Annotated in this window: 10 protein-coding genes and 3 pseudogenes; 6 read left to right on the top strand and 7 right to left on the bottom strand. The window is 69.4% G+C overall.

Translation table 11 applies throughout. The annotated features are described in order from the left end of the window. Nucleotides 1-199 precede the first annotated feature (199 nt). Nucleotides 200-661: a pyridoxamine 5'-phosphate oxidase family protein gene (locus ACIOHC_RS38880; protein WP_328512588.1), complete on the bottom strand. Its 462-nt coding sequence runs from the start codon at nt 659-661 to the stop codon at nt 200-202. Nucleotides 662-887: 226 nt separating this feature from the next. On the opposite strand from ACIOHC_RS38880, the pseudogene ACIOHC_RS38875 reads away from it, so the two are divergent. Beyond that, nucleotides 888-2,122: pseudogene (locus tag ACIOHC_RS38875) on the top strand (IS701 family transposase). Between the two features lie 203 nt (nt 2,123-2,325). Here ACIOHC_RS38875 and ACIOHC_RS38870 read toward each other — a convergent pair. Together ACIOHC_RS38870 and ACIOHC_RS38865 are read right to left on the bottom strand one after the other, a co-directional pair. Further along, complete coding sequence (locus ACIOHC_RS38870; RefSeq protein ID WP_365694757.1) at nt 2,326-2,619, bottom strand: ABC-2 family transporter protein; 294 nt, start codon at nt 2,617-2,619, stop codon at nt 2,326-2,328. 125 nt (nt 2,620-2,744) lie between these two features. Then, complete coding sequence (locus ACIOHC_RS38865; RefSeq protein ID WP_365694759.1) at nt 2,745-3,110, bottom strand: ABC-2 family transporter protein; 366 nt, start codon at nt 3,108-3,110, stop codon at nt 2,745-2,747. Nucleotides 3,111-3,269: 159 nt separating this feature from the next. On the opposite strand from ACIOHC_RS38865, the gene ACIOHC_RS38860 reads away from it, so the two are divergent. The 3 genes from ACIOHC_RS38860 to ACIOHC_RS38850 all read left to right on the top strand — a co-directional run bounded on the left by ACIOHC_RS38860 (nt 3,270) and on the right by ACIOHC_RS38850 (nt 6,703). Further along, a complete protein-coding gene (locus ACIOHC_RS38860) occupies nt 3,270-4,145 on the top strand; it encodes a helix-turn-helix transcriptional regulator (RefSeq protein ID WP_401846283.1) in 876 nt (291 codons plus the stop codon). A gap of 182 nt (nt 4,146-4,327) precedes the next feature. Then, nucleotides 4,328-5,080: a hypothetical protein gene (locus tag ACIOHC_RS38855; protein WP_351087241.1), complete on the top strand. Its 753-nt coding sequence runs from the start codon at nt 4,328-4,330 to the stop codon at nt 5,078-5,080. A gap of 342 nt (nt 5,081-5,422) precedes the next feature. Next, nucleotides 5,423-6,703 carry a GNAT family N-acetyltransferase gene (locus tag ACIOHC_RS38850; protein WP_365694760.1) on the top strand — a complete coding sequence of 427 codons (1,281 nt, stop codon included), beginning with the start codon at nt 5,423-5,425 and terminating at the stop codon, nt 6,701-6,703. Between the two features lie 191 nt (nt 6,704-6,894). Here the strand turns inward: ACIOHC_RS38850 and ACIOHC_RS38845 are convergent, their stop codons facing one another. Next, nucleotides 6,895-7,164 (bottom strand): SHOCT domain-containing protein, encoded by a 270-nt coding sequence (locus ACIOHC_RS38845; RefSeq protein WP_401846280.1) that lies wholly within the window; start codon nt 7,162-7,164, stop codon nt 6,895-6,897. A 1,060-nt stretch (nt 7,165-8,224) separates the two neighbouring features. Here ACIOHC_RS38845 and ACIOHC_RS38840 point away from each other — a divergent pair. Continuing rightward, a pseudogene (locus tag ACIOHC_RS38840) lies at nt 8,225-8,323 on the top strand (Hsp20/alpha crystallin family protein); the annotation flags it as partial. 152 nt (nt 8,324-8,475) lie between these two features. On the opposite strand, the gene ACIOHC_RS38835 reads toward ACIOHC_RS38840, so the two are convergent. From ACIOHC_RS38835 to ACIOHC_RS38825, 3 genes are read right to left on the bottom strand one after another with little or no spacing between them, the layout of a single operon-like run. After that, nucleotides 8,476-9,903 (bottom strand): RtcB family protein, encoded by a 1,428-nt coding sequence (locus ACIOHC_RS38835; protein WP_401846278.1) that lies wholly within the window; start codon nt 9,901-9,903, stop codon nt 8,476-8,478. 5 nt (nt 9,904-9,908) lie between these two features. Further along, complete coding sequence (locus ACIOHC_RS38830) at nt 9,909-10,889, bottom strand: CapA family protein (RefSeq protein WP_401846275.1); 981 nt, start codon at nt 10,887-10,889, stop codon at nt 9,909-9,911. A gap of 23 nt (nt 10,890-10,912) precedes the next feature. Beyond that, the gene (locus ACIOHC_RS38825; RefSeq protein ID WP_365694061.1) at nt 10,913-11,356 is read right to left on the bottom strand and encodes an archease; all 444 of its coding nucleotides are present in this window, start codon (nt 11,354-11,356) and stop codon (nt 10,913-10,915) included. A 589-nt stretch (nt 11,357-11,945) separates the two neighbouring features. On the opposite strand from ACIOHC_RS38825, the pseudogene ACIOHC_RS38820 reads away from it, so the two are divergent. After that, nucleotides 11,946-12,104, top strand: a pseudogene (locus tag ACIOHC_RS38820) (DNA starvation/stationary phase protection protein); the annotation flags it as partial. Between the last annotated feature and the right edge of the window lie 3 nt (nt 12,105-12,107).

The raw sequence follows: 12,107 nt of genomic DNA, 5'->3' as shown, positions 1-12,107 counted from the left end.
GAAACAGCACGGCCACCGCATCCCCGCCTCGACAGCGCGCTTCCGCACCCCCACAGACGTGACCGCCTACCTCGAAAAATACGGGACCGAACCCCTGCAAGAGATCAAACCCGCATGTTGATTCTCTGCGAGCCCTTAGTACTCCAGCCGTAGATCGTGATCTTGCTGATCGGTAGGGGGCGTCAGCCGGGGACGGCCACTATTCCAGCCACGTCCCGTCGCGCATGATGACTCTGCCGCGTAGTTCCGGTACGCCTCGCCAAGCGCGCACGCTCTTCGGCACCACGCGCACGTACAGGAAGGAACCCTCCTCCGCACGCGGGTCCCACCCGAACTTGGCGGCGAACGCCTCCGCCGCGGCTTCGGGCACATCCTGGTCCAGGAAGCTCTCCGCCTCACCTTGAAGAAGCACCACATCGAAGGTGTCGGGCAGCGCCAGGCGCACGCGCGGCTCCTCGCGGACGTTCCGCGCAGTCGCGGAAGTGGCACTGGTGCACATCCACACTGCACGCCCATCCCACAAGAACCAAAGCGGCACCTGGTGCGGCCCGTGATCAGGGTGTGCTGTCGATACCCATACATCCCGCTCGGTAACGAGCCGTTCCATAGTGTCGCGCCTACGCTCCGCCGCCTGGCGGCGAACAAGCCCCGTGGTCTGCATGAGTCCCGACCTTAGCCAGCAGGCTCAAAGCGCACATGAGGCGAGGGACCTACGCCCGGCGACCGATGAACCCCTCAGCCTCTGCCTCGGGACGGCCAGTACAGGCCGGCTGACAGACGGGTACGGCCACCGCTGATCATCGTGTGTTATGTGGACAAACGAAGAGACCGTGCCCGCAGACCACAGCGTAGACCCTGCCCGCTGGCACGAGGTGTTCGAGGTCCTGATGGGCCGGATAGCGGGCCGTTTGCGCGGGTTGAGCCCCGGCGCCGGGTGCGGGACCTGGTACTGGGGCTGCTGTCGGACCTGCCGCGCAAGAACTGCTGGTCGATCGCCGAGTGGGTCGGGGAGGCGAGTCCGGACGGCATGCAGCACCTGCTCGGCCGGGCCAGGTGGGACGCCGACGCCGTGCGTGATGACGTGAGTGAGTACGTTCTGGAGCATCTGCACGATGAGGACGCGGTGCTGGTGGTCGACGAGACCGGGGACGTGAAGAAGGGCGCGCACACCGTCGGTGTCCAGCGCCAGTACACCGGCACCGCTGGCAGAATCGAAAACGCGCAGGTCGCCGTCTATCTCGTCTACGCAGGTCGCCGTGGGCATGCGGCGGTGGACCGTGAACTGTACGTTCCGCGCTCGTGGACGTGCGCCCCGGACCGCTGCCGGGCCGCCGGGCTGGAGGAGAACACCGCGTTCGCGACGAAGCCGGAGCCGGCCGCCCGGATGATCGGCCGGTTTCTGGACGCCGGGCACCGTGTGGGCTGGGTCGCGGGTGACGAGGTCTACGGGGGCAATCCGAAGCTGCGGGCCGCGTTGGAGGAGCGCAAGGTCGGCTACGTACTCGCCGTCGCCTGCTCTGCCGAAGTCACCACCGGTGCAGGGAAGTTCCGCGCGGACGCCCTGGCCGCGAAGGTGCCCAGGCGGGCCTGGCAGAAGCTGTCGGCAGGGGTAGGTGCCAAGGGGCACCTCTACGACTGGGCCGTCATCGACCTGGCCGAGCCCCGAGCCGGCAGTCACCGGCTGCTGATCCGTCGTAACCGCACCACCGGTGAACTGGCCTACTACCGCTGCTTCTCACCCGCGCCGGTGCCCCTGGCGACCTTGGTCCGCGTCGCCGGATCAAGGTGGCGGGTGGAGGAGACCTTCCAGTCTGGAAAGGGCCTGGCCGGCCTCGACGAGCACCAGGTCCGCCGCTTCCCTTCGTGGTCCCGCTGGGTCACCCTGGCCATGCTTGCCCACGCCTTCCTCGCCGTCGTCCGCGCCGACGAACACGCCCACCATCCCGCCCCCAACGGGCTGATCCCGCTCACCTGCAACGAGATCCAACGCCTGTTCACGACGCTCGTCGTCCGGCCCGTGCACGACGTGGCCCACCGGCTCCGCTGGTCCACCTGGCGACGCCGCCACCAGGCCCGAGCCCAGGCCAGCCATTACCGCCGACAAGCCGCGAATCAGACATGAAGATCACGATCTACGGCTGGAGTATTAGGCATCGCACCCACACCAGTCCGTCACTGCAACCGCAAACCCTGGCTGCAATCCCCTCGATCCCCTGCTCTCGCAGGCCGTCGCACCAGGCGCCAGCCACCTCCCGGCCGTCTTGCGACCGGATCCGCCTTCCCAACGGATCCGGATCGGCAAGATTGATCACGACATCACAGGCGCTAGCTGCTGGCCCCCGTGTAACGGCGCAAGCCAGCCCGCCATACGGCGTTCGCCACCAGCACGGTGGTGGCCATCATCGCCAGGGCGCCGAGCAGGAGGGCCGGGTCGCCCGGCCGTGAGAGCGTACGCGCCGGCGCGCTGGCGATGACGGCGAGCGGCAGAACGTAGGTGAACAGCCGCCGCAGGGGCCGCGCGTAGAGGTCAGCCGGGTAGCGGGCGAGTTGCCAGACGTTGCCGAACAGGCTGTGAAGGTCCAGTTTCGGCGCCCAGAACGCGAGGTTCGCGAAGATCATCCCCACCGCTCATGTCGTCACGGTCGCGGCCAGCACGAGCACCGTCCACGCGCCAAACGCGCCCGCGCCCGGATAGTGCGCCAGCGTGCCTGCGCCGACGAGGACGACGCGAGCCCGAGCAGGATCTACACGCCGGCCAGGGGCGCCGCGGTGGCAAAGCTGACAAGGAACATGCTGGGTGCGGGCTGCAGCAGGTGGTGGTCGAGCCGTCCCTCCCGCACGCCGCGGGTCGGGAAGCCGGCGAGGTTCGGGTCCACGAACGTCGTCTTCACGCCGCTGAGCAGCTCGAATGTGCCGATGAGCACCAGCACCTCGGGTTGCGTCCAGCTGGCGAGGCGGCCGGTGCGGGAGAAGATGACCAGCACCGTGGCGATCGTCGAGGCCAGGGCGACCACCGACAGGACCGCGTCGAACACGAGGTTCACCCGGAACGCCAGGGCTTGGCGCAGGGACAGGGAAACACTCGTGGCGAGCAGCTTCAGTAGCTTCACGCGTCACACCCCCGAGTCCATGCAAGATCTCCTGCGCCACCGCCTGAACGTCCGCGTCAAGGTACGCTGGCCCCAGCTCGCGCGCGTCCAGGTACGCTTCCGCTCCGGATTCGCCTACGCGGCAGGGGAACTGCCAGGCTAGGAGGAACCGCTGCCGCTGTGCCGCCTGCGCTTCACCGGGCGTCCTGCACACCTGGGGCTTCGCCCTCTACCTCACCAGCCGAGGCAGGTACGAGGACAACTTCCTGCCCACCGGACTGCCCTTCGGCTCACCCGAAGACGCCCTGGACTGCGCCTGCGGCTTCTACCTCGGCGACCTCACGCCCTCATCAACACCCCTCCACGAACTGCTGCGGAGCAGCACTGGAACTGGCCGCCGCGTGCCCCCAAGCGAGCGCGCCCGACTGTAGTATCGCGACTGGGGGGAAGGCCACGGTCCGGGACGTCGACCCGGACCGCCTCGTCCACACCGGACGCTGGTGGTATTTCGTCGCCCGGGACGTGACGCGGGACCAATGGCGGACCTTCCGGGCCGACAGGGTCGACCGGCTGCCGCCAACCGGGCACCCGGTGGAGCTTCTCGACCCACCCGACCTGGCGCTGCTCGTCTCCCGTTCTGTCGCCACCGGGTCCTACCCGCTCTATGCAACAATCCGCCTCCTGGTGTCCATGGGCCAGGCCCTGCAGTTGATCCCGTCGGCGGTCGGCGCCCACCGTCCCGAAAGCCCCGACGCCGCGATCGTCGACATCGGCGGTGCCGACGCGGACGGGCTCGCCCGGCCTCCTCAGCCTGGCCGCACCCCTGCGAGTCCTGTCACCGGAGGCCGTACGGCAAGCCCTGCTGCGCCGTACCCAGGAACTCCTCGAGGAGAACGCGAACGGTCAGTCACCGTAGCGCCCCGCACCAACGTGCTGGTTCCACGACGTCGGCGGCATCGGCAAAACCACCCTGTCGCGCACCCTGGAGGTCGCACTCGCCAGCGCCGACAATCGACCCGCACGGTGGGGCGAGCTCTCCTGGCCGGCCCGACCTAAGCTGCTGCCGGTCCGGATCGACCTGGCCCGCTCGGCCAGCGTGGACTTCGAGCGCGTGGTCCTCACCATCCGCCTCGCCCTGGCCGCGCACCTGGGCCGACCGCTGCCCGCGTTCGACATCGCCCTGTGCCGCTGCTGGGAGCACCGGCACCCCGGCAAGAGCCTGGAGGAGTACCTGAGCCGTGGCGGGCTCGCCGCCCGCTTCGGCAAGGCACTGCCACAGCAGGTCCAGTCCGCGCTCGGCGACGTCGCCCAGGCACTCATGCTGCCCGGCACGGTCGGCGGCGCCGTCGGCCAGCTCACCGGCAACCTGGCCACCGCGCTGCGCGAACGCCGCCAGACCGTACGCGCCCGCCGGCTGCTCCCTGCTCGCGGACCTCCTGGACGCCGAGCCGGATATCGACGCCCTGTCGTACTACGCGTACCTGCTCGCCCGGGAGCTCACCCGGATCCCGGCCGAGAAAGCCGTGGTGCCCGTGGTCCTGCTGGACACCTTCGAGGACACCGGCGACCGGACCCACCGCGACCTGGAACGGCTGCTGCAGCGCATCATGTGGCTGATGCCCAACGCGTTCTTCATCGTCACCGGCCGCAGGCCTCCAGTGGGCCGACCCCACCCTGCAGGGCCACCACCGCCCGCACCGAAGCCGAGCGACACCGGTGAACGGGCCATCGCCCAGGCCCACCTCGCCCTCACCTACGCCTTCGCCGACCGTACCCGCGCGGACAGGGGGATCGCCCTCGCCGAGCAGCTCCTGGCCGGATTCGACCAGCGCGCCACCACCCTGACCGCCCAGATCGCCGCCCTCGTCCGCGATGCCGGCACCCCGGCCCCGGACGTCGACGGCCGCGTCGCCCTGCTGCGGACAGAGATCACCACCGCCGGAATCACTACGGGCCGCGCTGCTGCTGGAACTAGACGTTGCCCGGCTTGAGGAGCTCACCCTGAGCGGCGACTACGCGTACTACACCGACATCGCCCACTTCATCACCGGCCTCCCCCTCACCGACCCACTGGCTGGATGGACAACGGGCCACCCGGCAACGGTTGCGGCCCCTGGTCACCCCCCACCGCGGACGTCTGGAAACCACCCAGTGCCCCTGGAGGCAATTGTGGTCCGCAGCCTTGAAGACGACTACCGCCAAGAGGTAAACGCCCCGCCCGGTCGACGGGCATCTGGTCAGCGCGGAGAATGAGTAGGAGCGGAGCGGCCGCTGGGGGGCCCGCGGCCAGGGTGTTGGCGTGGCGGTGGCGACCTGCCGACAAGGTGGCGATGATGCCGACGTGGCGATTGCGGGACTTCCATGACGACGATCTGGACCGTGTAATCCAGATATGGGATCAGGACCGGCAGGCCGACGACATACCTCCCGTGTTCCCCGTCTCCGAGGCCATGGCCGCAGCCCGGGCCGGCGGGACCGCAGTGGTTGCGGTGGTCGGCGAGAACTTGGTGGGCATGGCAGTGGCGCAGGCCCAGGGTGAGCGGGCCTGGATCACACTGGTGGCGCTCGCAAGGATGTGGCGTAGCCGCGGAATCGGGAGCGCCCTGATTGCGGAAATCGAGCGGCGCCTGCGCATACAGGGGGTACGCCGGATCGGTGCGCTGCTTGCCCCAGGGACCATCGGAACCACGGCGCTGGAAAACTCCGGATACCGCACTCGCGACGGGTTGATCTTCTACGAGAAGGTCGAGCATCTCGGCGCGAGCGATGCGGGTCTGCTCGCCGAGCTCGGCGGGAGGGTGCTGCCGCAGGGGCTCTGGGGTGCCCTCGCAGGCATGGAACGAGAGAAAGAAGCCATTGAGCGGCGGATCGTGCTGCCGCTGGCCGAGCCCGTGCTGGCCGACCGGTACGGGGTGACGCCACCGAAAGCCGTCATCCTTTTCGGCCCGCCGGGAACCGGAAAGACCAGTTTCGCCAAGGCTGTCGCTTCCCGGCTGGCCTGGCCGTTCGTGGAACTCTTTCCCTCCCGGCTCACGGAGGGTGCCGTCGGCGGCCTGGCCGCCTCACTGCGGGACACGTTCGCCGATCTGGCGGTGCTGGAATCCGTTCTGCTGTTCATTGACGAGGTCGAGGAGATCGCCGGCATCCGGTCCGGTCTGGCCGTCGATCCCGGCCACGGAGTCACCAACGAACTGCTCAAGCTGATCCCCGGTTTCCGCGACCAGGACGACCGTCTGCTGATCTGCGCCACCAACTCCGTCCGTTCCCTCGATCCGGCGTTTCTACGCCCCGGCCGGTTCGACTACGTCATTCCGGTAGGTCCCCCCGATCCGAAAGCCCGGGCGGCAATCTGGCAGCGCTACCTCGGCCCAGCCGCCGACGACATCGACCTGCACCGACTGGTGCTGGCCAGTGAGATGTTCACACCTGCCGACATCGAGTTCGCCGCCCGCAAAGGCTCCCACGCCGCATTCGAACGCGAAGTCACCGACCGCAAAGGCGCGCCGGCCAGCACCGAGGACTACCTCGCGGCCATCGCCGACACCCGTCCCACACTCACCGACCAGGCTCTCACCAAGTTCAGAGAAGACATCGAGCACCACGCGCGTATGTGATGTCGGATGTTCCCGGCTGGGGCCAGCGGTGGCATGACGGCGCAGTCAGCACGACCGAGCACGACGACCGCGGAACGGGTGCGACCACTACCCGGCTACTACAGTTCCCGCAAGCGCTACTTCCGCGCATTCTGCGCAGCGCGTACCCGCGGCAACGCCCCGTGGGTGGCCACGGTGCGCGGCGGCGCTGGTCAGCGTTGCTCGCGCAGCACCGTGAGGCGGCGTTCGTACTCGTCCTCGTCGATTTCCCCTCGGGCGAACCGCTCCGCGAGCAGGTCTTCGGCTCGTCGGCTTCCCCATGCTGCCTCACCGGTGGGCGGGCCGGGCTGATGACTACGACGGGCGTCGGTGAGGTAGTGGGTGAGCGCAACGACCCCGGCGATCAGCAGCGACCAGAACACAATCATGATCACGGTCATGAGGAGCCATCCACCGCCCCAGCCGCCGTGGTACCACATCATGCCGATCACCTTCTACAGGACGGCCGACTGTCGACAGTTCCAGGATGGCGCGACGCGGCGCCGTTGAGGAGAGGCGGCAGGGGCCCTGCCGGGGGCTGAACCGTCCGTACGGGGGTGGTCGCCAGCGAGAACCCGATCAGGGCGCGGGCCTCGGGAGAGTGCGGCACGTCGTGGGCTCCGAGGAACGCGTGGTCGGCCCGGTGCCTCGATGGGTCGGCCCGTGTGGTCCTCGCGTCAATCGTGGGGGACGACGGCGACCGGGCAGCGTGCGTGATGAACGGTTGCGGCCTTGCGCTCGTAACCTGTGCCGGGCGCTCGGGTGAGCATCGCGTCGGTCGGTTCGACGCCGTTGATCCGGCCTGGCTCGACATCGACACGGTGGACCTCCTGGAGTATGCAGTCCGGCCGCGAGGTCCCGACCCTACCTGGCGTCGGCACCGCATCGCCGTCGCCTACAACGTCTAGCGGTACTACCGGGCGACCGGGGACCGGGAGTTCCCCCACCCACTGGGGCGCCCCGGGTGTTTGACGGAGATCTGGGCCCCTTCCGCGTCAAAGCACCTGCGAGCTTGCGGGCGCCGGGCACACGTTGCAGTGCGCCGGCCCTGGCCGGCCGGGTGGTGGACGCGACCGTGGGCGACACGGGACCGGGCATGATGGGCCGCCCGGACGAACACACCCCGATGCCCGGTGGTCCCCCTCGTACCCGTCCCCGCGTTGGTCACAACCAAGATCACATACTGACCGTGTCAGGCCGAAGACTCGTCGCTGGGCAGCTCGCTCGCGTGCTCAGCGGTGACCAGACAGACCAGGTGCTGAGGGGCGAGGTCTGCGATCGAGGGGCTGGGGCCTGGTCGCAGGCTGCCCGATTCGTGAGGCAATTCGGGACCACGCAGCATGGAAATCAACACGAATGCTGTCGTTTCGTGGAGGCGAACCGCGATGACCCTGCCCGTACACCACCGGCCCAGTCTGCTCCTGGAACGCCCGTTCCCTGCGCTGAACAGGGGAGAACCGACCGTCGCCGGGTTCGACGACCTCTTCGAGCGACGTCAAAGCGCAAGAGATCACGCCAGAACTGGCCGACGGGGCGCTGACCATCACCGTACCCAAGGCTCAGGCGGTCAAGCCGCACCGCATCGAGATCACCCAAGCCTGAGGCGCAAGACAAGGACGGTGGGGACGGGAACCTGCCCCCACCCCCGGGAAGGCATCCCAGATCCAGACAGCCTCTGTGGTACCTGCCAGCGGTATTGGCCCTGGCTAGGTCCCGTGCGACGCCCCGGGTGGGCGATACCGCTTCGTACCGGCTCATCCCTTGACCACTCCCAGCGGCACCAGACGGGCCACCAGCCGGGCGAGCCCGGCACCCTCGGTGACCGCGGCGACCGCGTCGACGTCCTTGTACGCCTCCGGCGCCTCCTCGGCGAGACCACGCCATGAGGAGGGCCGCACGGCGATGCCCCGGGCCTCCAGCTCGCCGCGAAGCCGCTCCCCACGGACCACGCGCAGCGCGTGGTGGCGGCTCCAGATCCGGCCGGCGCCGTGGCACGCGGAGTGGAAGGCGTCGTTGCCGGGCAGGCCGACCATCACGTACGAGGCGGTGCCCATCGTCCCGGGCACCAGTACCGGCTGGCCCGCGCGGACGAGGTCCTCGGGCAGGCTCGGGTCGCCGGGCGGCAGCGCCCGCGTCGCGCCCTTGCGGTGGACGCACAGTGGACGTGCCACTCCGTCCACTTCGTGCGTCTCGAGTTTGGCGGTGTTGTGCGAGATGTCGTAGACCAGCTCCAGACCGACTCCCGCAGCGGTCACGAAGGCATGACGTGCGGCTTCCGACAGCAACTGGCGGTTGGCCCGGCCGTAGTTGGCGGCCGCCGCCATCGCCCCGAGGTAGGCACGGCCCCGCGGCGAGTCGACCGGCGTACAGGCCAGCTGCCGGTCCGGAACCTGAATGCGGTGGCGGTGCAGTTCCTGGTCCATCACACGGACGTGGTCGGTACACACCTGGTGCCCCAGACCCCGCGAGCCGCAGTGGATCATGACACACACCTGGCCCACCCGAAGCCCGAAGGCGGCTGCGGTGGCGGGATCGTAGACCTGGTCCACCGCCTGGACCTCCAGGAAATGGTTGCCCGAGCCGAGGCTTCCCACCTGGTGGAGACCACGCTCGACGGCGCGCACGCTCACCTGTCCCGGGGCCGCACCGTCCAGGACGCCGTAATCCTCGCAGCGCGTGAGGTCGCGCGGCACACCGTGGCCGTGCTCGACCGCGTACCGAGCGCCGCCGACCAGCAGTTCGTCCATCTCCCCGGCGCCAGACAACTTCCACAGCCCGCCGCGCCCCATTCCGCGCGGGATAGTCCTGTCGAGAATGTCCATCAGCAGCCGCATCCGGTCGTGACCGAGCGCCTCGCGGTCGATGCCGGCGGCCAGCAACCGAACGCCGCAGGAGATGTCGAACCCCACGCCGCCGGGCGAGATGACCCCGCCGCGGGAGATGTCGGTGGCGGCCACCCCACCGATCGGGAAGCCGTAGCCGCAGTGAACGTCGGGCATGGCGAAGGAGGCGCGGACGATGCCGGGCAGCGTCGCCACGTTCGCCACCTGCTCCAGCGCCTTGTCCCCCGCCGCCTGCGGCAACAACGCCCTCGAGGCGAACACGAGCCCGGGGACGCGCATCGGCTCCCGCAGCTCGATCCGGAAGCAGTACGAGCTGCTCTCCAGCAGTGAGATCTCCACGTCCCTCACCTCCGGTCAACCGCCAGCCATCCGGTTCGGCCAGTGACGGCAGTTCCGAACTCGGCGCAGGCGGTGGTGAGCCGGTCACGGATCCACTCCCGCTCCTCGCCGCGCGCCAGGCGGATGTGGCAGTAGTCCAGCGTCAGCGGCACCACCCTCACCCGGGCGGGAACCAGGTGCACGGCATCCGGGCCGTCGAGGGTCACCAGGAAGAGGAGTCCGAGGTCGTTACGCAGGACCGGCCCCACGGCGTAGTCGTCGACGAAGTCACCCAGGTCGTAGAGGCTCCGGTCGGCGATCCCGTCGAAGACGTGGGCAAAGTGCCCGGCGATCAGCGTCGCTCCCGCCAGCACCTCCGGGGCCTCGGCCGAGATGCGGCGCGGCGGCCGGAAGGCCATGTGGGGGCCCCAGCGCGGGGTGACCAGCACGACTTCCGCCGTCTCGGCGGCCCGGCCCACGGACTCCGTAAGCCAGCCGGGCACCCCCGCGTGGAGATCGGCCCAGGCCACGCCGGGACTGTTCTCCCCTGCCGCGTACTCCTCCGGGTGGTCCGTGACGCCCACCACCGCCAGCCGCACACCGCCTGCCTCCAGCACCGCGAACTCCCAGGCCGCGCGCACGTTCGCTCCGGCGCCGACCGTGTCAACGCCCGCCCCGACCACCAGGGTTCGGGTGTCGGTCATGGCATCGAAACCATGGTCCCAGGCGTGGTTGTTGGCGAGCGTCACACAGCTCACCCCCAGTTCTGCCAGCACCGTCGCGGCGGCGGAGGGCGCGCGGAAGAAGAAGGTCTTTCGCGGGTCGGGCCAGCGGTGCCCGCGGTCGGAAACACAGCACTCCAGATTGAGCACGAACAGATCCGCCTCCGCGAGTGCCTTTCCGCCTCCGGTGGAGACCAGCGTCCCCGGCACCGGCGAGCGGCGCAGTTCCTCGGCAATGTTGCGCCCGAGCATGGTGTCGCCTGCCAGGGCCGCCGTGAACGCCATCCTCCTGTCCCTTCCCCGCCCCCTCAGACATCGAGGGTCACCCGGCAGGTCCAGCCGCCCGCGCCGCACTGCAGCTGCAGGTCGTACAGCGAAACGGCCTTCGGCACCGCACCGACCGGGACGACGGTGCCGGTGTCGGCCATTCGGAAGCGGACCGACAGGCCCCGGCCGTCCCCCACCGACCGGATCTCCCCCACGTCAACATCGAGCGGGATCTCGCCGTAGGCATCCATCCGGTAGACGACCTCATCCAGGACGGACACCAGCAGATCCTCATTGGATGCCGCCTTAATCGCATATTCGCGGTCTCCGACGATTGCGGCCCCGGACGTGTCGGCGAAACCCTCCACCACCGCGCGCACAGCCTCGCCGATACAGCCCGCGACGGTCGGCGACCACGCCTCCACCTGCATGTCCGCGGTGTGTGGCACGGCCCAGTGGCCGCTCGCACCAGGCTGCTTCCCCATGGGTTCCCGACTGTCCACAGTCGGCGCCTCTCCGTAGTCCCCGTACACACAGCCTGAGGCCGGGTTCCCGGAGCCGCGGGCTGTGTCTCCTCCAGAGTCGTCCCGTACACCGCTCCAGGGCAACCATCACAAGGTGCGGCCGTCCGTCGGCGCTCTCCCGACCATCCGAGGAACGGGCCCACACCGGTTGGCTGCCGATCTCGCGACTGCCCAGACGCACCGTGGCCGGCGATCCACCAATACCGCTGCCATCCGGACGCGGTCCGCGTCCTGCTCAGGACCTGGCACGGGGCGGCGGTCCTCGACGCCGCAGTCCGTGAGGTCTCGGCCTTTGTGCACCGCGCCGACGCGCTGGTGCCGCCAGGCACCGAGCACCATCACCTCAATCTCGACCACGTCGTCGAACAGCACACGGCCGGCAGCGAGTGACCGCCCGGCCTGCCCCGCCACCGGATCGGGCCACGTCCGCCTCGCCCAGATCCGGTGCGCCGAAGGGCGCCTACGCGTGCGCTCGCGGACAACACGGCCGGCGGTTCGGCCGCTGGCGTCGACCGCGCACGTGTCGGCACGACATCGCAGGAGGCACCCCATGGCCACCAGCTCCCAGCCCACGAGCAGCCAGCCGTGGTTGCACCAGAAGGGCTCGGGCATCCAGGAGTTCGGGACCGTCAAGCAGTTCCCCCTCGCTCTGTCCTACAAGACACGCATGTACTCCTCCCAGCGCCTGAACAAGGTGCTGGCGGACACCCCC

Source organism: Streptomyces sp. NPDC088252, assembly GCF_044740965.1.
Lineage (GTDB): Bacteria > Actinomycetota > Actinomycetes > Streptomycetales > Streptomycetaceae > Streptomyces.
Note: the sequence above shows the minus strand (reverse complement) of the source record. Positions and strands in the feature narration are given on the sequence as shown.

Bases quoted from the DNA above. Each gene is read 5' to 3' on its own strand.
- ACIOHC_RS38880 (WP_328512588.1), bottom strand. From the start codon at position 661: ATGCAGACCACGGGGCTTGTTCGCCGCCAGGCGGCGGAGCGTAGGCGC.
- ACIOHC_RS38825 (WP_365694061.1), bottom strand. From the start codon at position 11,356: ATGGGGAAGCAGCCTGGTGCGAGCGGCCACTGGGCCGTGCCACACACC.
- ACIOHC_RS38830 (WP_401846275.1), bottom strand. From the start codon at position 10,889: ATGGCGTTCACGGCGGCCCTGGCAGGCGACACCATGCTCGGGCGCAAC.
- ACIOHC_RS38850 (WP_365694760.1), top strand. From the start codon at position 5,423: ATGCCGACGTGGCGATTGCGGGACTTCCATGACGACGATCTGGACCGT.
- ACIOHC_RS38845 (WP_401846280.1), bottom strand. From the start codon at position 7,164: ATGATGTGGTACCACGGCGGCTGGGGCGGTGGATGGCTCCTCATGACC.
- ACIOHC_RS38870 (WP_365694757.1), bottom strand. From the start codon at position 2,619: ATGATCTTCGCGAACCTCGCGTTCTGGGCGCCGAAACTGGACCTTCAC.